Source organism: Paenibacillus sp. FSL M7-1414 (assembly GCF_038003195.1).
GTDB lineage: Bacteria > Bacillota > Bacilli > Paenibacillales > Paenibacillaceae > Paenibacillus > Paenibacillus amylolyticus.
In genome coordinates, this window is the sequence record NZ_JBBOOS010000001.1 from 5936805 (window position 1) to 5954897 (window position 18093).

General features: G+C 46.8%; 20 protein-coding genes. 5 read left to right on the plus strand and 15 right to left on the minus strand.

What is annotated here, in order from left to right; translation table 11 throughout:
* Positions 1-205: 205 nt before the first annotated feature.
* From MHH92_RS26060 to MHH92_RS26080, 5 genes are all read right to left on the minus strand, one after another.
* Entirely contained in the window at positions 206-532 is a 327-nt protein-coding gene (locus MHH92_RS26060; protein ID WP_047841605.1) for a thioredoxin family protein, read from the minus strand.
* 85 nt (positions 533-617) lie between these two features.
* On the minus strand, positions 618-1526 hold the full coding sequence (locus MHH92_RS26065; RefSeq protein WP_340907128.1) for an aldo/keto reductase: 909 nt from the start codon (positions 1524-1526) through the stop codon (positions 618-620).
* 189 nt (positions 1527-1715) lie between these two features.
* Positions 1716-1886, minus strand: a complete 171-nt coding sequence (locus MHH92_RS26070; RefSeq protein ID WP_017692200.1) for a hypothetical protein — start codon at positions 1884-1886, stop codon at positions 1716-1718.
* Positions 1887-2102: 216 nt separating this feature from the next.
* Complete coding sequence (gpmA, locus tag MHH92_RS26075) at positions 2103-2846, minus strand: 2,3-diphosphoglycerate-dependent phosphoglycerate mutase (RefSeq protein ID WP_340907129.1); 744 nt, start codon at positions 2844-2846, stop codon at positions 2103-2105.
* A 73-nt stretch (positions 2847-2919) separates the two neighbouring features.
* Complete coding sequence (locus MHH92_RS26080) at positions 2920-3492, minus strand: DUF420 domain-containing protein (RefSeq protein ID WP_017692198.1); 573 nt, start codon at positions 3490-3492, stop codon at positions 2920-2922.
* Positions 3493-3868: 376 nt separating this feature from the next.
* Here MHH92_RS26080 and MHH92_RS26085 point away from each other — a divergent pair, with 376 nt between their 5' ends.
* The gene (locus tag MHH92_RS26085; protein WP_340907130.1) at positions 3869-5059 is read left to right on the plus strand and encodes a cation:proton antiporter; all 1191 of its coding nucleotides are present in this window, start codon (positions 3869-3871) and stop codon (positions 5057-5059) included.
* A 294-nt stretch (positions 5060-5353) separates the two neighbouring features.
* Here MHH92_RS26085 and MHH92_RS26090 read toward each other — a convergent pair whose 3' ends face one another.
* The 10 genes from MHH92_RS26090 to MHH92_RS26135 all read right to left on the minus strand — a co-directional run bounded on the left by MHH92_RS26090 (position 5354) and on the right by MHH92_RS26135 (position 14404).
* Positions 5354-5839 (minus strand): DedA family protein, encoded by a 486-nt coding sequence (locus tag MHH92_RS26090; RefSeq protein WP_036606861.1) that lies wholly within the window; start codon positions 5837-5839, stop codon positions 5354-5356.
* Positions 5840-5852: 13 nt separating this feature from the next.
* Positions 5853-6398, minus strand: a complete 546-nt coding sequence (gene pssA / locus MHH92_RS26095) for a CDP-diacylglycerol--serine O-phosphatidyltransferase (protein ID WP_253503361.1) — start codon at positions 6396-6398, stop codon at positions 5853-5855.
* A 21-nt stretch (positions 6399-6419) separates the two neighbouring features.
* Positions 6420-8168 carry a sensor histidine kinase gene (locus MHH92_RS26100; protein ID WP_340907131.1) on the minus strand — a complete coding sequence of 583 codons (1749 nt, stop codon included), beginning with the start codon at positions 8166-8168 and terminating at the stop codon, positions 6420-6422.
* The gene (locus tag MHH92_RS26105) at positions 8165-8845 is read right to left on the minus strand and encodes a response regulator transcription factor (RefSeq protein ID WP_036606855.1); all 681 of its coding nucleotides are present in this window, start codon (positions 8843-8845) and stop codon (positions 8165-8167) included. Before MHH92_RS26105 ends, MHH92_RS26100 begins: the two co-directional genes overlap by 4 nt.
* A 249-nt stretch (positions 8846-9094) precedes the next feature.
* Positions 9095-9907 carry a bifunctional hydroxymethylpyrimidine kinase/phosphomethylpyrimidine kinase gene (thiD, locus tag MHH92_RS26110; RefSeq protein ID WP_017692191.1) on the minus strand — a complete coding sequence of 271 codons (813 nt, stop codon included), beginning with the start codon at positions 9905-9907 and terminating at the stop codon, positions 9095-9097.
* 105 nt (positions 9908-10012) lie between these two features.
* The gene (locus MHH92_RS26115; RefSeq protein WP_076319681.1) at positions 10013-10711 is read right to left on the minus strand and encodes an ABC transporter permease; all 699 of its coding nucleotides are present in this window, start codon (positions 10709-10711) and stop codon (positions 10013-10015) included.
* The gene (locus MHH92_RS26120; RefSeq protein WP_340907132.1) at positions 10704-11627 is read right to left on the minus strand and encodes an ABC transporter ATP-binding protein; all 924 of its coding nucleotides are present in this window, start codon (positions 11625-11627) and stop codon (positions 10704-10706) included. Before MHH92_RS26120 ends, MHH92_RS26115 begins: the two co-directional genes overlap by 8 nt.
* Positions 11628-11754: 127 nt before the next feature.
* A complete protein-coding gene (locus tag MHH92_RS26125) occupies positions 11755-12687 on the minus strand; it encodes a sensor histidine kinase (protein ID WP_340907133.1) in 933 nt (310 codons plus the stop codon).
* Positions 12684-13349: a response regulator transcription factor gene (locus MHH92_RS26130; protein ID WP_445744719.1), complete on the minus strand. Its 666-nt coding sequence runs from the start codon at positions 13347-13349 to the stop codon at positions 12684-12686. The genes MHH92_RS26125 and MHH92_RS26130 overlap by 4 nt, the downstream gene beginning before the upstream one ends.
* A gap of 203 nt (positions 13350-13552) precedes the next feature.
* Positions 13553-14404 carry a DegV family protein gene (locus MHH92_RS26135; protein WP_047841614.1) on the minus strand — a complete coding sequence of 284 codons (852 nt, stop codon included), beginning with the start codon at positions 14402-14404 and terminating at the stop codon, positions 13553-13555.
* Positions 14405-14709: 305 nt separating this feature from the next.
* Between MHH92_RS26135 and MHH92_RS26140 the strand changes: the two genes are divergently transcribed.
* The 4 genes from MHH92_RS26140 to MHH92_RS26155 all read left to right on the plus strand — a co-directional run bounded on the left by MHH92_RS26140 (position 14710) and on the right by MHH92_RS26155 (position 18048).
* The gene (locus MHH92_RS26140; RefSeq protein WP_340907135.1) at positions 14710-15486 is read left to right on the plus strand and encodes an ABC transporter permease; all 777 of its coding nucleotides are present in this window, start codon (positions 14710-14712) and stop codon (positions 15484-15486) included.
* The gene (locus tag MHH92_RS26145; protein WP_047841615.1) at positions 15483-16283 is read left to right on the plus strand and encodes an ABC transporter permease; all 801 of its coding nucleotides are present in this window, start codon (positions 15483-15485) and stop codon (positions 16281-16283) included. The genes MHH92_RS26140 and MHH92_RS26145 overlap by 4 nt, the downstream gene beginning before the upstream one ends.
* 22 nt (positions 16284-16305) lie before the next feature.
* Positions 16306-17274: an ABC transporter ATP-binding protein gene (locus MHH92_RS26150; protein ID WP_340907794.1), complete on the plus strand. Its 969-nt coding sequence runs from the start codon at positions 16306-16308 to the stop codon at positions 17272-17274.
* A gap of 96 nt (positions 17275-17370) precedes the next feature.
* A complete protein-coding gene (locus MHH92_RS26155; protein ID WP_339191334.1) occupies positions 17371-18048 on the plus strand; it encodes a succinylglutamate desuccinylase/aspartoacylase family protein in 678 nt (225 codons plus the stop codon).
* The last annotated feature ends 45 nt before the right edge of the window (positions 18049-18093 follow it).

An 18093-nucleotide genomic window follows, 5' to 3' on the forward strand; every position in this document is an offset into this window, starting at 1 on the left:
AATATTCAGTTTGTTCTCACAGTATACATGGGAGCACTGAACAAATTCTAAACAAGCGTTGTTTCTCAACTTCAGTTATTCAAATGCACATTTGAATGCACATCATGCGTGCTGGGATGAAGCAGAAAAACCCCTTCCTGTCGCAGGACAAGAAGAGGTCTCCTTAGCTAAATTAATTAGTCAAACTGCTAATGCCTTTGTACACTTAAACTTTGGATTCAAGCGTCTCCAGATACTCGGAGATTTGAGCAGGTGTTTTAGCCCATTTGCTATGCAGATGTGCGACTTTCTTGCCGTTCTGGAAGACGAGCAGGCTTGGAATGCCGCGTACACCATTCTCTTCAGCAAACGGCTGGAACTTTTCTGCATCCAGCGCATAGAAGGTTTTGTCCGTATGTTGGTCGATAACGTCCCCGATAAAACGATCCAGGTTTTTGCAATCCGGACACCAGGTTGTATCAAATTTAATGACGGTAAAACCATCAGAGTTAATTGTATCCAAATACTGCTGTTCACTTTGAATTCTTTCCATATGTTTTCTCTCCCTTATATGTTCCTTTTTTGGCTGATCTTCATTGTACCTCGTATAGTTACAATTGAAAATAGGCTTAATGAAGTTAACGATGCTGCTTGTACAGATTAGCGGGACTGAGTTCTCGTATTTCCTGAATTTCCGCAGCGGTGAGTTCAGGCGAATTCGAAGCTGCAATATTGTGCAGCAACTGTTCTCTTGAACTGGCACCAGGGACAACAGCTGCTACGGCAGGATGGGATAACGCGTAGCGAATAGCCGTCTGAGCCATGCTCCGTTGGTCTGTAACAAGACGACTTAGCCCTTGCCGAATGGTATATAGTTGCTCTGGCGTGTAGTCCAGATAACCTTTGTCTGCCTTGGCAGATCCGGAATCGGCAAGCACACCGCTAGCTACTGGCCCACGGGCAATTACGCTGATCCCCTTTTGTTCCAATAAAGGCAGCACTTCTTCTTCCGCTCTGCGGTCAGCAATGCTGTACTGGTTCATCACACTGACGATGGCTGCCCTCTTTACATACTCCCGAATCACATTGGGACGAATGGAGGAAATTCCGTAATATCGGATAAGTCCTTCCTTCTTCAGTTCCTCAAACGCTTCGATCGTCTCTTCGATAGGGTCGTCCAAGGTCCCGCCATGCAGCTGATACAGATCGATGTAATCGGTCTGCAGACGCTTCAGACTTTCATGTACAGCCTGCTTAATGTAGGCTTTGGACGGGTCCCATGACCAGCCCTCTTTGCCAGGCAGACGACGATTACCTACTTTGGTCGCCACAATGACTTGGTCCCGACGCCCTTTAATAGCTTGTCCTACAATCTCTTCATTACGCCCTTCGTCATACAGATCGGCTGTATCCAACAGATTGACCCCATGATCCAGAGCCTCATGAACCAGGCCCACAGCGTGCTCCATTTCAGTTCCAAGTGACATACATCCCAGCCCAATCTCAGACACCATCAGTTCGGATGTACCCAGACGATTTTTGTTCATATGTGCATCTCCCTCCATACGTTCTGCAAGTATCCATTGTATCATTCTTGCTGGCAAAAATCGCATTACACACAAAAACAAGGGACTGCTTTTGATTGCACAAAAAAACCTGGAAACGACTTCATCTCCAGGTTTCTCATGATCATCCTTTTAATTCAACGATAAACGAACTATCGCAATCTATGCAATCTATTTCACTTCCACACGTGGTCTGGTTTTACTTGTTCCATTGGACGAATTGGAGTTTTTCATCATACCCGAGACAGTGCTAAACAGCTTATCTCTTGCTTGTTTGTTCCTCATCAGATAAGTCACACCTGCGCCGATAGCCGTCATGATAATTCCTCTTCTTTTAGACATGTGCTTCTCCTCCTTCAGGATAAATGTACATCGTGTCTTGTTTGACAATTACCCTGTGGGAGCAAAACGAAACGAAGTGCAGGCTTGATCGCAGAAAAAAAGATGACCTCCGAATTAAAATTCAGCGGTCATCTTCCAATCGTCCTGTTGAAACATCAACCGAACGAGATAAATCATACAAGCTTTCGTACAATCAAGACAGACGTCCATGTCCAATTAATCAGATGGCGTTGCCACATGGGTCATTTCTTCATGTTTGTAGGTAGAACCATCCGCGGTCAGATAAAAGTGTCCGATGGGATGCAGATCTTCACCCAATTCGTAGACAAGCGGAATGCCTGTCGGGATATTGAGCGCCATCACGTCTGCTTCGGACAATTGGTCCAGATGCATGACGAGTGAACGGAGCGTGTTACCATGCGCAGAGATCAGCACTCTTTTGCCAGCAGACACCATCGGTTTAATCTCCGCATTCCAGTACTCCAGTACACGCTTCGAGGTATCCATCAGGTTCTCCGTAAAAGGGATGGTACATCCGAGCCGCTTGTACTTGTCCAGATCCTGCACATATCGGTCATCGGTTTCTTCCAGTGCGGGGGGAGATACGTTAACGGATCGTCTCCATTCCTTTACTTGGTCTTCCCCATACTTCAGAGCAGTCTGCTGTTTATTCAGTCCTTGCAGCGCACCATAATGGCGTTCATTCAGCTTCCAAGTCTTCGTAATGGGAATCCACATGAGGTCCATTTCATCCAGCGCAATATCGAGTGTCCGGATAGAACGTTTCAGCACGGATGCATAGGCGTAATCAAAATCAAATCCCTGTTCCTTCATGATCTTCCCTGCTTTACGAGCTTCGGAGTAACCATCCGTCGTCAGATCCACGTCTGTCCATCCGGTAAAACGATTCTCTACATTCCACATGCTCTGTCCATGGCGAATCAAAACAACTCTGTACATAAAAGTGAACCCTCCTTCCATGGAAACATTACCCGCAAGTCAAACTAATTAGCACAGTGAAACGTTCATCACATTAATAATATGGTGCCATCATCAGGTATACTACGACACCTGTAGAACTGACGTACAGCCAGATTGGCATCGTCCAACGCGCAATTTTGCGGTGTTTCTTCAATTGATTCGTCCAACCCCACACAAGTGTGAACAACGCCAATGGGACAATGAGGGCTGCCAGTATACTATGGGTAATCAGAATGAAGAAATAGATCGAACGAATGATGCCCTCGCCGCCGTATTTGGACGTCTCTGGTGAGAGGTAATGAAACGTCAGATAGGTCACGAGGAATAACAGTGTTGTTGAGAATGCAGCAAGAATAAATCGTTTGTGCAGCTTCACATTTCGCTTGATAATAGCAATAAGCGCTGCGAGCAGGAAGATGAAGGTAAAGCTGTTAAACACGGCATTAAACCGCGGCAACACCGTAATATCAAAGGTTACATCACCTTTGTAACCAATCGACGGTGCGAAGAACAATAATAAAATAATGACATTAGCGAGAATGGAAATCGTGATAATGATGCCTGCGAAATTTTTATTACTCGTCGGGGATGGAATGTTCGGCTCCCCTTTGTTATTTTTGCCCAATGCAAAATCCTCCTCATATCCTAACTTCTATGTTCTATATCATTATATCTCGGCAATTCCGGGCTGTTAAGTGACAACACTCTGAACAAAAACCGCTGCACTCCCCTATAAAATGCCCCTTTACGGCCTTTTTCAATCAAATTCAAACCGGCTCCCATTTACCCGAGTCCACATTTGTGGTATAATTAATGCAATTAATCACATACGCGTTGAAACTGGAGGAGCCTGTCACCAAGGGCCCCTCTTTGTCTTTTTCAGGCACAGAACGGCACTTTTCCAGATGCCGTTCTGTGCCTTTTTATCTGTTTAAAACGGAGAATGGATCGCCCTTGGGTTGGTTAACCTATAGACGCTATTACTGGAGGGAAGAACACCTATGGAATTTATTTTGGTTCTTGCACTTATTTTAATCTTTACCAAACTTGCTGGTGATCTATCCGTAAGATTGGGTCAGCCATCGGTTCTGGGGAAACTGATTGTGGGTGTCATCCTCGGCCCTGCCCTGCTCGGTTGGGTTCAGCAAAGTGATTTCGTACATTATATGGCTGAGATCGGGGTACTGTTGTTGATGTTCATCGCCGGATTGGAAACGGATCTGGAGCAGTTGAAGAAAAACTGGAAGGCGGCCTTTGCTGTGGCCGTCGGTGGTGTTATTTTACCTTTTGTCGGGGGATACGGTTCGGCCATAGCATTTGGTATGTCACAGACACATGCGCTGTTCTTTGGACTTTTATTCTGTGCCACTTCCGTCAGCATATCGGTTCAGACACTGAAAGATATGGATCAACTCAGCTCGCGTGAGGGTACAACAATCCTTGGGGCAGCTGTCGTAGATGATGTCCTGGTCGTTGTCATTCTTGCCGTTATGATGAGCTTGCTGGGTACTGGTGGAGGAGACACTTCGATTTCTCTGCTTATTGGTAAAAAGCTGTTGTTCTTTGTGATCATCATCGCTGCCAGCTGGTTCCTTGTTCCACGCATCATGAAGTGGATGGCACCACTGAAAGTTACCGAGACCGTCATTACTGCGGGATTGATTATTTGTTTTGGCTTCTCGTACTTTGCAGAGTGGATGGGTGTTGCTGGAATCATCGGTGCATTTGCCGCTGGTATCGCCATCTCCCAAACTAACTTCAAACATGAAGTCGAAACCAAACTGGAACCGATCGCCTACGGAATTTTTGTTCCAGTTTTCTTTGTCAGTATCGGCTTAAATGTCACCTTTGATGGTGTCGGTTCACAAATCTGGTTTATTGTCGTTATCAGTCTTATCGCCATTGTTACCAAACTTATCGGTGGTGGAGCTGGTGCACGACTGACCGGATTTAATATGTCATCTTCATTAGCCATTGGCTCAGGAATGATTTCAAGAGGTGAGGTTGCACTCATTATCGCTTCAACCGGACTTGCCTCCGGATTACTTGATCCAGAATACTTTACCAGCGTTGTAATCATGGTTATTGTTACTACACTGGTTACTCCGCCACTCCTCAAAATCACCTTTGCACGCAAAAAAGGGGAAAAGCAAGTCGAAAGAGGAATTGAAGAATCTCATTTGAGTGGGTAACTGTAAAAGAGTATCTCTGGATAGCTTACCTTGGATTGAAATCATTGCTCATATGAAGCTATACTTGCTTTTAGAAAATGCAATACACTGGTCGTAAAGTACACGCCGCTTTGATCCATTCTCTCCTTCAACACGAAGGCTGGGAATGGCAGAGCGGCTTTTTGTATTTTTATAAAGTAATCCTTATTCGTTACTCATTCAAGTTCGCTAAACTCATAGAAAAACAAAAAAAAGACCACCTTACACTCAAGAGGTCTTCCATCCTTGCCCGTTACTGCAACAGGCTGTCCCATTTTAAGTTAACACGCCAACATAAAAACCAATCGAGATAAAGACAACACACCAGACGAATGCACCAATGCCCGATACAACTACGTACCTGCCGATGGCCATCTTGCTAATCCCGGAGAAACAACACATCAGATGACGAATGCCTGGAATGAAGTAACCCAGGATGATGGACCAATACCCATATTTGAGGAACCACGACTCCACCCTGCTGAATCGTTTGGCATTAACGCCGACCCACTTGCCGTATTTTTCAACCAGCGGCCTGCCCGCTTTTTTGCCAATCATGTAGCTAAGCAGCCCTCCGGTAAATGCACCACCAAAACTGACGGCGATGGATACGGAGTAATTCAATACCGAGATGGAGGCGAGATAACCAACAAAAGTCATCATCACCTCATCCGGAATCGGCATGCCAATAACGCCAAGAGCCAGTAGTCCGTATATTGCGAAATAACCATATTGACCAATAAATTCTTTTGCAAATTCCATACTGACTCGCTCCTTATTTCGGTTCCACAATATCCTTCTCATGTGAGGCTAACACTTGTTTTAGAGACGGGAATCGGATTTGGCTCACCATGAGACCGGATAATACAATAATGACAAGATAGGCTACACCATGTGTGAAATAAGGACTCCAGAGTGCGAAAAAGGACATCAGACCTCCCGCAAATGTAATCGGCATTCCGACAAAACCACTGCTTGGTGTCTTCTGACAGTTATAACGGGCCAGACGCAAAGCCCCGCAAATCGGAAACAATGCAGTCAGTGCCATCCCCAGCACACTCACTTCAATCATGGAATTCAGGTACAGAATCAGCACGGGCGCTGTTCCGAATGAAACTACATCCGCAAGCGAGTCCAGGGACTTGCCGAACTCACCCTCACAATGCAATTTACGAGCCGCATACCCGTCAAACAGATCAAAGAACATCGCTACCCATATCATCATTACAGCCAGGGCAAATTCACCATGAATAGCCATAACGATTGCCAGCATGCCTGAACTCAGATTCCCCAAGGTTAAAATCGATGGTAAAGACTTCATAAGATTTGACTCCCTTTCGTACTAGGCTTTAGGAAAAATAATATAAAAACGGACTCCATCCGGTGTATTCTCCACTCCATAACTGCACCCATGCAGATCAAGAATCTGCTTCGCAATGGCCAGACCAAGCCCGGTCCCCCCCATTTTACGATTACGTGAGCGCTCTACCCGATAGAACCTCTCCCATATATACTGCCGCTCAGCTTCAGCAATGTGCTCACCCTTGTTTTCAATGGAAATATGGACAAAACCTTCACGCCTGCTAATCTCAATAGTTATATCGGTATGTGGTATCGCATGACGTATAGCATTCATCATGATATTGAAAATAACTTGCTCCAGCTTGCTTCGGTCACCCTCAACCGTCTGTTCTGTTGTGGATACAAGCACTACATCCAATCCTTTGTCCTTCAGTTGCGGACCCAGACGGCCAGCGATATCTTCAATCATGTCAGCCAGTGCAACAGCATCCGTATTCAATTGAACCGCTGAGGATTCCAGTCGCACCAGATCCAGCATCTCTTCAACCATCGTTTCCATTTTGATCGTCTCATCGGCAATGATCTCAATGTAACGCTCCCGTTTGCTCTCACTGACGCCATCCTTCAGCCCTTCAGAATATCCCTTAATAATGCTGATTGGAGTCTTAAGTTCATGTGATGCATCGGCAAAAAACTTGCGCTGACGCTGTTCAATCTCCTGCTTCATTTCCATATCTGTACGCATCTGCGTGTTGGCCTGCCTCAGCTCTTCCAGTGTCTGACCCAAGGTTCCCGATAAGGCATTAAGGCTGTTAGACAGACTGCCGATCTCATCATTACGCCGGATGGGTGATTTCACCGTGAAATCCAGCGTAGACATTTTCTTAGCGACATGGTTCAAGGCCAAGAGCGGCTTCGTTACAATTCGGGACAGGAGTAACGCCAGCAACAGAATCAATATAAATGCCCCTATGCCGAAATACGCATAGAACAAACGTGTTGCCTCATTCGCTTCCCTCATCTCCTGTAGAGAGGTGAGCGAGAAAATCAGTTGCTGCTCGGGTCCGGAACGATGCACTGGAGCAATGGTGATGACATTGCGAACACCGCTCCAGCTATCCATCCATTCTTCATTAAGCATTTTGCCATTCGCCAAGGCCAGTTGGTCTTCGGTGGACAACGGGAACCGACTATCCAGGGCTTGCACCAGCAGTCCCTGCCTCTGACTCCACGTTGCCAGATTGGGAAGAACGACCTCGGTCAATACGCCTGACCATTCCTTTACCGGTTCAATTGATTCCTGAAAGCTTTCTGTTCCCCATGCGGCAGAAGTGGCATCCTGGATTTTGAATGGATAGACCATGGATTCGCTGGCCGGACCTTTCACCGTCAATTCTTGCCCATATTTCAGATGGGATGTGATCCAGCCAGCATTCTCACTATTGATAAACAAGGACAAGGACACTTTCACGTGACTTCCATCCTCTTGAAGCAACGTAATGTGGAACGGGTCATTAACCAATCTTCCGGTATTCGTCAAAATGACCAGATGTGATTGATTCTGACGCATGAACTTCCCGGTCTCCTTGGCTAGCTGTAAATCACTCCAATGCCCATTGGAGTATTGCTGTTCGAACTTGGACAGCTTTTTCTTCATACTGCTGACCTTTTGATGCTGATAGAAGTCGGGGAACCAGACCAACTGAGCAAAAACCGTCGTCCCATATAGAAGTACCAGACATCCTGCCATGACCAGGAAAAGCTTCATCGTTACGCCATTTCTTCTCATGCTTCTGCCTCGAAACGATATCCAGTACCAATCACCGTCCGGATACACTTGGCTTCATCACCCAATTTGCTGCGCAACTTCTTGATGTGGGTATCTACAACACGTGAGTCCCCTTCAAAATCAAATCCCCAGATCCGATTCAAAATGGCATCCCGGGACAACACAATGCCTGCATTACGTACCAAATAAAGCAACAGATCATATTCCTTTGGTGCAAGTTCCACTTCAATTCCGTCCTTCTCCAGACGTCTGGCCCATGGATCAAGGGTTACCTGTCCGAAGCGAATCACACCCTGCTCTCGTCCAAATGCACCTTCAACACGCTTCATTAATGTCTCTGCACGTGCAACCAGCACACGTGGACTAAACGGCTTGGTAACGTAATCGTCTACGCCCAGCTGAAATCCATGAATTTTATCGTCATCCTCGGACCGTGCAGTCAGCATGATAATAGGTACGGTGGATTGGGATCGAATATGCCCACATAACGTCCATCCATCCATTTCAGGCATCAAAACATCCAGAATAACCAGATCTACCTCATGCAGAGCCAACAGTTCCAGTGCCTGTACTCCATGTTCAGCTTCTATGACGTTCCATTGTTCTTTTATGAAATAATCGGCCACAATCTCACGAATGCGGCTTTCATCTTCCACCAGAAGCACTGTTCTGATCATGGCCGACTCTCCTTTTAGATTTCTGATGATAACATACCTATTCCATGTGTCGTTTATGTGTCCACACATGTTTTGGAATGCTCCCATGATATATACGATTAATATAAGCCAAAAGTTACTAGTTTTTATAAAAATTCGCATAAAAAAGAAGCCATCAACGAGCAAGCTCCTGCTCATTGACAGCTACTTGAATGAAATCGAAGTGTGTTATCCAGAATTGATGCGCTACTGCGCGCTCCCTGGCAACACTTAACGTTGTTGCTCCAGACGGTGTGCCACATGCAGTGTCGGGCCAACAAAACGGTTTAGCGGGAATCCGCCGGCAATCGCTTTGGTCACGAAGGCTTTACCTTCACGAACAGCCTCTTTCACTGAAAGACCACGAGCCAATCCTGCGGTAATCGCCGCAGACGTTGTGCAGCCCGCACCATGCGTATATCCGGAGCCGACAACATCGGCTTCAAACCATTCGTAGTTGGTTCCATCATAGAGTAGATCCATTGCTTTACCCGGGCTAATGACACCTCTGTCCTTGATCAGAACATGTTTCGAGCCATGGGCATGAATTGCTGCTGCCGCTGCTTCCATTTGTTCCTTGGAGCGAATAGGTCCGCTCTTCGCCAGTTGGGATGCTTCGAACAGATTAGGTGTAACCAGATCAGCACCTGGCAACAGGAATTCGATCATCGCTTCCGTATTTTCCGGTTGCAGTACTTCGTCTGTACCTTTGCAGACCATTACCGGATCGATAACGATCTGTGGCAGACCGCTGCGGCGAATATGTTTTGCTACCAGTTCAATAATATCTACAGAACCGAGCATACCTGTCTTCATTGCATCGAAACCGATGCCGTCCAGAACCGTGCGAAGCTGCGCTTCAACCACATTTAATTCAACAGGAAAGACCTGGTGATCCCATGTTTCGGGCTCCATTGCCACAACCGTAGTCAGTACGGTCATGCCATACACACCCAGCTCCTGAAAAGTTTTCAAATCAGCTTGAATACCTGCACCGCCGCTCGTGTCCGAACCAGCTATTGTTAATGTTTTTGGAATCGTCATGGTAGTTGCATTCTCCTTCGTGTCTCAGTTGACATTATCCTATCCCTTGTACGAGCGGATGTCAATGGCATCTGAAGCCATACAGAGCATGGTTTTCCGAATGATTCAGTTCACATCTTTTGTCTCCAGACGAACCATGGACATCGAAGCAATCCATATCCCTATTGCTCCAAGGGTCAGAGGAATAATAATAAGAGAATGAATGGAAACTTCCGACCCGTTGAATCCGGAGCAGACAATCGAAACCAGCAAAATGGACGAGACCATTGTAGTTGTAACAGAATGCTTACGCATACCGAAGAATAGGGGAATGAGTGCCATACACGCAGCCGATAAAGAACTTATACTGTACTTCACCAGAAGTCCCAATATATCCCGATTCGTCAGTGATTCAGGAATGAAGGAGTAGAATTGATTAACAATCAACAATAGTGAGCCCATGAACAGATCGTTAACCATAATCATCACAAATGTAAAACCAAACACGATAATCAATTTGGCAGCGATGATTTTATGACGCTGGATGGGATAGGTGAACATGACGTTCATCGTTTTATTTCTATACTCACTGATCACCAGCTTGGATAATAAAGCTCCTGCAAATATGATAAAGGTCGCTCTCACAAACGTATCAATAATCATAAAGGCGGTCTGGTAATCGGCATAGGCATAATCTTCTGCTCCCACATCCACGAATCCAATCATGATCAGGAAAAGAAGAATGGCTATGCTGGCAATACCTGCACCTGCAAAATTACGTGCAAAACGGTGCTTCCGCATCTCAAGTCTGATTAGTTTAAGCAACGTCTTCATCCCCTTTCACAAGCTTCATGAAGTGTTCTTCCAGGGAATGAGCCCGTTTGGATATCGATTCGATCTCAATGCCGTTTTGGATCAGCTTGGTGTTCAGTTCTGATGGAATAATTCCCGGATCATAGATGCGTAACGTTTGGTCGTCAACCAGTTTATAATTACTCAAACCAAGCTGGTGTTCAATGACATAGGTCGCTTTGCGGATATCCACCGCCTGTAACTCGATGTACTCATTTTGACTTCCACGAATGCTCTCCATCGATACTTCCTCCACCAAGCGACCGCCGCGAATGACACCAACTGTGTCCGCAATCTGCTCTATCTCGCCAAGAATGTGACTGGAGACCAGCAGGGTAATGCGATACTCATTGCTAAGGCGCTTGAACAAATCTCGCATTTCCCGGATCCCTACAGGATCCAATCCGTTGATCGGTTCATCCAGAATGAGCAGTTCAGGTGTGGTTATTAGTGCACGAGCCAGTCCGAGCCTTTGCTTCATGCCCAAGGAGAAGTCTTTGACCGGTTTCTTGCCCGTATCCTTCAGCCCTACCATTTCCATCGTGTTGTCGATGATCTTTTTGTTGTAGAATCCCATGTATTCACAGTGAAGTTCCAGATTCTCGCGAGCAGACAGTCTATCGTAGAAAAAAGGATATTCAATAATACTGCCCATTCGCTTCAGCACTTCATAGGAGGTCGGCGTTAGCTTCTCCCCGAACAGTTCTATCTCCCCTGTGGTTGGTTTGACGAGATTGGTGAGCATCTTCATGATGGTTGTTTTACCAGCACCATTCGGACCTAGGAATCCATAGATCTCACCTTGCTTGATATTCATATTGACGTTGGATACAACCTCCACCCCTTCATATACTTTAGTCACATCTATTGTTCGTGCGATATAATTCATCGTCCTTGTTCTCCTTTACGTCCCCTGTCCGGGTTCCTATATCTATATTGTAAAGAGAAAAGTCTTCTTTTTTATTAATCAAATCTTACAAAAACCTTAAGTCTGACCGGACACGCCAACGCAGGGTCTACCAAGCCTTTAAGGTAACCGAGAATACAGTCCGTTGATGTGGCACACTATGCAAGTGAATACTTCCACCCATCCGCTCAACTAGCCGTTTCGTAATGGTCAGACCCAGGCCACTGCCTTGATAGAGTCGATTGCGGGAATCCTCCAGTGTATACATGCGTTCAAACACACGGCTATGCTCGCTCTCAGGAATCCCTTTTCCCTGATCCCAGATCTGTAACGTCACAGGTGCACCTATTGAATGATCAAGTGAAAGTCCCAGTACCTTACCCTCTGCTCCATATTTCATTCCATTGGTAATGAGATTATCCAGCACACGGTCCAAGGCTTCTTCATTCGCTTGCACGAAGATATCACCATCAGGTATCTCCAGCTCCACGTGCAACCCCAGATTCGTCAACATTTCATAAAAGGAAAGCATCTTCAACCGGCATAATTCACTTAAATTCACCCGACTAAGTACCAGTTCCGTATCTCCGGATTCCAGCTTCGCCAGATCAAAAAAGGAATGGATCAAACGCAGCACTTCCTGCGCCTTATCTTGTATTTTCTCCGTCATCATCTTCCGTTCCTGATCGGTCAGTGATGGGCTGTGCAGTAAGGTCTCACTATAACCCAGCACAACGGTGAGTGGCGTTTTCAGATCATGCGAAATGTTGGAGAGCATATTACGCATCTCCTTCTCCTGGTTCGCATAACCGGCCTTAGCACGGTGCGCATGATCCAGCAGCTGGTTCATGTCTTTCAAAAGCTGACTGACTTGGTCATCACTATTGAATACAAGTAAACGCTCAAAGGTTCCTTGATCCAGAATAGCGGATATTTTCTGATGAATATAAGACAGGTGTTGGGTGCGTTTCCGCAAGCTCATCCACAACCCAATGACTACAATGGCCAGAATAGCTGTTGTACTGGCAAAAATCAGTGTCATCCCTGCTCCGCCTCCAGCTTATACCCGATGCCCCAGAGTGTCTTGATATACTGGGGAGTCGAAGGGTCTGCCTCCAGTTTCTCACGCAGACGACGCATATGTACGTTAATGATATTTTCGTCTCCATAATAATGATCGTTCCAGACAGAAGCGTAAATCTGAGCCTTGGTGAACACTTTGCCAGGATGGGTAACCAACAGCTTCAGAATTCCAAATTCCTTGGATGTCAGCTTGACGGGTGTACCTTCACGCTCCACCTCGTACGTCTCCATGTTAACTATGAGTCCTCCGATATGAATACGCTGATCTGTAGCCACTTCAGCCACAGGCGGAGTCGTATAATTGGCGCGGCGAATCGCAGCTTTGATGCGGGCAGTCAGTTCGATTAACGAGAAAGGTTTGCTCAAGTAATCATCTGCACCGAACCCCAGACCTAGTGCTTTGTCCACCTCCCCATCCTTCGCAGACAGAATGAGCACAGGGACCAGACTGACTGCCCGAATGGTTTGCAGCACATCCATCCCACTTTTGCGGGGCAGCATCAGATCCAGAATAACCAGATCATACCCGGGTTGTGACTGGCTGAACTGACGTTCTGCCTCTAAGCCGTCATATGCATAAGTGACGTCGTAGCCCTCTTTTTCCAAGTACGGCCCGACCATCTCACTAATTGAACGATCATCTTCAACAAGCAACAAGCGGTGACTTAACACATGTTTCCCTCCAACATGAACAGTTTTCTTTATTACCTCACAGTTTGTTTGAATTGGCAATGACATACGAAAAAACCTGACAGGAGCACCACTTTGGTATAAGTGTGTTTCCTGCCAGGTCTATGAGTGTCTGTAGATCAATGCTGGTGCTTCTAGTCTCTATATCCGTTCTCGCTGTGTATCCAGCACAGTCCAATGGTTCCTGCACCTGCATGGATACTTACCACAGGAATAAACGGCATGATTTCGGTCTTTAATTTAGGGAGCAGATTGGCAATCTGCTTCTTGATTGTAACAGCTTCTTCCTGATTGTTGGCATGCATAATGCACACATGCTTTACTTTCTCCATATCGAGCTTGAGCATATCGAGCATGCGCTCTTTTGTCCGCTTGAACGTGCGAATTTTCTCATTCACAACCACTTTGCCCTCTTCAAATCGAAGCAGCAGATGGATCTTGAGCAGTTGACTGATGATCAGCTGTGTGCCCGACACCCGGCCACTGCGGTGAAGATGCTGAAGACTGGCCGGTATGAGGTAAAAGGACATGTTATCAATCATCTGTTCAATGTTTACTTTGATCTCGGCAGCTGAACATCCCTGCTTCTGCCATTCCAGTCCTTGCATAATCATCTCACGGTGAGGATAGGCACCTGCCTTCGAATCAATTGCGGTCACCGTCACTCCTGCAATCTCTGCAGCCTGCATGGACGTATGCAGCGTTCCGCTAAGCTCTGTAGAGCAATGAATCGTAATAATCTCATCGTACTTGTCTTTGAGCGACTCATACAGTTCAATGAATTCGCCAATGGGTGGCTGCGAACTGCTCGCACGTGAAGCCTCCGCAAGTTTCTCATAGAACATTTCAGATGTAATGTCATCGGTTTCCCGGTAACATTCCTCTCCAAATACGATGCGCAGCGGTACGATGTAGATATGATTTTGCTCCGCAAAAACGGGATCCAGTGTACTGGTACTATCGGTGACCCATGCAATTTTCTTCATGACATCCTTCTCTCTTGCCGGATTGTTCGTTCTGTATCTTCAATCGTCAAGCACAAGCCCGGCGGTTTATTTAAAATTTGAATATTTCACATTGTAAACGTTTGCGATACTACCTCTCAATTATAAATGAACGGACAGACTGTTGTCTTGTGGCGCAATCATGAACACCCCTGTTAATACCATTATTAGCTAAAAAAATGTCTTGCCTGTGAAGGAATAAATTGGTATGCTGTTGTCCTTCTCTCTTTTTCGCCTTGACTGAAGTGAACGGAAACGCCGTTCAATCCACTTATCGGAGGTGTCACATGCTTTATTTCACTCTGGCTTCCAAAGCCTACTCCCGGAATCTGCAATACCGCGGGGCACACATGGTACATAACTTGGCAAGCGCCATGTTTGGTTACATGTATGCCTGCCTCTGGATCGGCATCGGGGCTGACCATACTCTCGGAGAATATGGGACACAGGGGATGATCAGTTACATTGCGTTCACGCAATCCTCTCTATGGATCTCGGGTTTTCTCACGAACGGATTGGGTATTCCCTTATCCGTCAGGACAGGGCAGATCGCACTGGATCTGATGAGGCCTGTTCATCTGTTCACCCACCTGATGGCACGCGAATGGGGGCAGATTGCCTACCAGTTTGTGTACAAAAGCATCCCGATCTACCTGCTCTTCTCCATTGTCTTTTCCCTGCATTGGCCCTCAGACGTTTCAACACTATTCTATGCCGCACTTGGTCTTGCCGGCGCCGCATACTTATCCATCTGTATGAACTACATCATTGGTGCCACGTCGATGTGGACCACGGAGTCCTCTTGGCTTCACTGGGGCAATCACGCGATGATGAATCTGCTGGCTGGTTTTTCCATTCCGCTGGAGTGGCTACCGAACTGGCTTGAACAACTTGCCTGGATATCACCCTACCCTTTCCTGCTCTATGTACCTACCCGAATCTATCTTGGTTTCGAAGATGGCTCCTTGTTATGGGGAACCTTGCTTTGGTGTGTCTTCATGACGTTGATCTGTCTTGCAATCACTCAAGTGTTACGTCGTAAAGTGGAGGTGCAGGGCGGATGAAGCGAACTTCCTGGTTCAATTTATATAAAATGCTCATACGAACAAGCATCCGCAGCCGGATGCAATACAAGTTCAATTTCATCATGGCGTCCGTACTGGCCGCTTTAATTCAGATCTCCGAGTTTCTGATGGTTGCTCTGGTGCTGCACAAATTCGGAGCAATTAAAGGCTGGTCCCTCCATGAGATCGGTTATCTCTTTGCCATCATGACGTTATCCAAAACACTGTATCGGACATTCGGAAACGAAGTTCATCATCTAGAAAAATATCTGGTTAATGGTGAGCTTGATCAACTGTTAACACGTCCCATGCCCGTATTGCTGGCACTGCTGCCGCAAAACTTCCGCATCATGGCTGGGGAAGTCCTGCAAGGCGGGTTCATTCTCTGCTGGTCAGTGGCAGGCATGATGCATAGCGGACAGATTGGCTGGATCGCCATTCCCTTCTCCCTGCTCATTATCCTGACGGGCGCAGTCATTCTCTTTTCCATCGGACTTGCTACCGCCACACTCGGATTCTGGACCACACGTATCGAGGAATTACAGACGATCACTGAGGATGCAGCACGAACGGCTGCCCAATATCCGTTAACGTTATATCCCAAATGGATGTCTGGCATTCTGTTAACGGTGATTCCGGTGGGATTCGTCAACTACATTCCGTCACTTTACCTGTTACGGGGTGAAGGAGGAGCGTGGATTCTTGTTGCTGTTGCAGCGGTTGCCGTACTGAGTTTGGCTGCAAGTCTGCGTTTCTGGCAATTCGGCATGACCAAATATCAAAGTACAGGTAGCTAAGGAGGCGTAACGAATCATGAACATGATCACAGCACGGCATCTGCAAAAGGAATTCAAAACTCCTGTTATTCGCGAAGGACGTTTCTCAGGTCTACGTACGTTATTTTCACGTGAGTATGTGTCCAAGGAAGCGGTACGCGATATCAGTTTTGATATCGGCCCAGGGGAGTTTGTGGGTTACATCGGTCCGAACGGGGCTGGCAAGTCTACCACGATCAAAATGCTGACAGGTATCCTTCACCCAACCTCGGGTGAGGTAAGACTTGACGGTATGAACCCGCATCAGGACAGGCGCAGGACCGTTGGTCGACTGGGCGTTGTGTTTGGACAGCGCAGCCAGCTCTGGTGGGATCTGCCCGTGAAAGATTCATATGATATTCTGGCCGAGATGTACGGCGTCCGTGCCGAGGACAAAAAGAGACGGCTGTCCCAGTTCGCCGAGCTACTGGACCTTGAATCGTTCTGGGCCACGCCTGTCCGCAAGCTCTCGCTTGGACAGCGCATGCGTGCGGATCTCGCAGCTTCCATGCTGCATGATCCCGAACTGCTTTTTCTCGATGAACCAACGATTGGACTGGATGTGAACGCAAAGCGGAACATTCGTCAATTTCTACGTACATTAAATGAATCGTTTGGCAAAACGATTTTGCTGACCACTCATGATATGGACGACATTGAGCAGTTATGCAGCCGGGTCATGGTGATTAACCATGGTCAATTGACATATGACGGCACGATTTCGTCACTTCGCGAAACCATCGGACTACCTACGCTGATTCGGGTAACGTTCCGAGGAGCGTTCCACATCCCGGATGTTTTGTCGTCCGCGATACATATTACTGGAATGGAAGGACAGATTGTCACCGTCGAAGTGAACCGGAAGGAATGGAGCACAATGGACATTCTGAAACAGTTGGAGCACTGGGGTGAGATTGAAGATGTAGAGATGAAAGAACCCGATTTTGAAGATATCATTCATCGGGTGTATTAGTCGGCCCATCTTGTGAGGAAATAGGATGAAGACCTGTTCTTACGCCGTTACATGAAAGAGGGACATGGCGTACTGTAATAACGGAGGTGAAGCGTCATGCTTGTGACCAAACATGTCCTTCTAGCATCCACCGTACACGCTACTCCCTACTTCATTGTACGTGGCATGATGCCGGGACCCGTGATGTTCATTACATCCGGGGTTCACGGGAATGAAACGGCGAGTATGGCCGCTGCGCAAAAACTCGCAGATGATATTGCGACAGGTCGTCACGCCATTCAGCGAGGGCTGTTAATTATCGTGCCACGCGTGAACCAGCAAGCCTACGCTAAGAAAATCAGAGGCAAGCCAGATCTGAATCGTACGTTTCCACGTCGTATGTCAGGCAAGGCCAAGCATCCGCTCGCTGCGGCAGTTTTTCAGCTGGCGCGTGAACATCGGGCCGACTGGTGGCTTGATCTGCATGAAGCTAACGGCCTGTCACAGCTTAGTTCACGGGTGCTTGGACAGACGTTGATCACTAATCCCGGCAGTGGGACGATTCCAGCTTGCAGAAGAGTTATCGAACGGATGAATCGGTCGATTGCCATTCATGATCGTCATTTTAACCTCAAGCAGCATGAATTGCCGGGATCTGCCCGTACAGCGGCTTCAAGACTATTACAAGCCCGTTCCGTCACAGTGGAGACCTGTTGGAGTCTGAAACGCTCGACCCGTATCAAGTATCAGACGAAGATTGTGCACCATTTTCTGCGTGAAGCGGGTATGTCATGATCAAGACTATTAAGATAGAACGAAAAAAAACCTCCAACAGAGAGC

What these genes read in the sequence shown, in the direction of transcription:
- MHH92_RS26105 (WP_036606855.1), bottom strand. Translation starts at nt 8,845, where the DNA reads ATGATCAGAACAGTGCTTCTGGTGGAAGATGAAAGCCGCATTCGTGAG.
- MHH92_RS26065 (WP_340907128.1), bottom strand. Translation starts at nt 1,526, where the DNA reads ATGAACAAAAATCGTCTGGGTACATCCGAACTGATGGTGTCTGAGATT.
- MHH92_RS26140 (WP_340907135.1), top strand. Translation starts at nt 14,710, where the DNA reads ATGCTTTATTTCACTCTGGCTTCCAAAGCCTACTCCCGGAATCTGCAA.
- pssA (WP_253503361.1), bottom strand. Translation starts at nt 6,398, where the DNA reads ATGAAGTCTTTACCATCGATTTTAACCTTGGGGAATCTGAGTTCAGGC.
- MHH92_RS26155 (WP_339191334.1), top strand. Translation starts at nt 17,371, where the DNA reads ATGCTTGTGACCAAACATGTCCTTCTAGCATCCACCGTACACGCTACT.
- MHH92_RS26125 (WP_340907133.1), bottom strand. Translation starts at nt 12,687, where the DNA reads ATGACACTGATTTTTGCCAGTACAACAGCTATTCTGGCCATTGTAGTC.
- MHH92_RS26090 (WP_036606861.1), bottom strand. Translation starts at nt 5,839, where the DNA reads ATGGAATTTGCAAAAGAATTTATTGGTCAATATGGTTATTTCGCAATA.
- MHH92_RS26085 (WP_340907130.1), top strand. Translation starts at nt 3,869, where the DNA reads ATGGAATTTATTTTGGTTCTTGCACTTATTTTAATCTTTACCAAACTT.
- gpmA (WP_340907129.1), bottom strand. Translation starts at nt 2,846, where the DNA reads ATGTACAGAGTTGTTTTGATTCGCCATGGACAGAGCATGTGGAATGTA.
- MHH92_RS26060 (WP_047841605.1), bottom strand. Translation starts at nt 532, where the DNA reads ATGGAAAGAATTCAAAGTGAACAGCAGTATTTGGATACAATTAACTCT.
- MHH92_RS26145 (WP_047841615.1), top strand. Translation starts at nt 15,483, where the DNA reads ATGAAGCGAACTTCCTGGTTCAATTTATATAAAATGCTCATACGAACA.
- MHH92_RS26150 (WP_340907794.1), top strand. Translation starts at nt 16,306, where the DNA reads ATGATCACAGCACGGCATCTGCAAAAGGAATTCAAAACTCCTGTTATT.
- MHH92_RS26100 (WP_340907131.1), bottom strand. Translation starts at nt 8,168, where the DNA reads ATGAGAAGAAATGGCGTAACGATGAAGCTTTTCCTGGTCATGGCAGGA.
- MHH92_RS26070 (WP_017692200.1), bottom strand. Translation starts at nt 1,886, where the DNA reads ATGTCTAAAAGAAGAGGAATTATCATGACGGCTATCGGCGCAGGTGTG.
- MHH92_RS26120 (WP_340907132.1), bottom strand. Translation starts at nt 11,627, where the DNA reads ATGAATTATATCGCACGAACAATAGATGTGACTAAAGTATATGAAGGG.
- thiD (WP_017692191.1), bottom strand. Translation starts at nt 9,907, where the DNA reads ATGACGATTCCAAAAACATTAACAATAGCTGGTTCGGACACGAGCGGC.
- MHH92_RS26135 (WP_047841614.1), bottom strand. Translation starts at nt 14,404, where the DNA reads ATGAAGAAAATTGCATGGGTCACCGATAGTACCAGTACACTGGATCCC.
- MHH92_RS26130 (WP_445744719.1), bottom strand. Translation starts at nt 13,349, where the DNA reads ATGGTCGGGCCGTACTTGGAAAAAGAGGGCTACGACGTCACTTATGCA.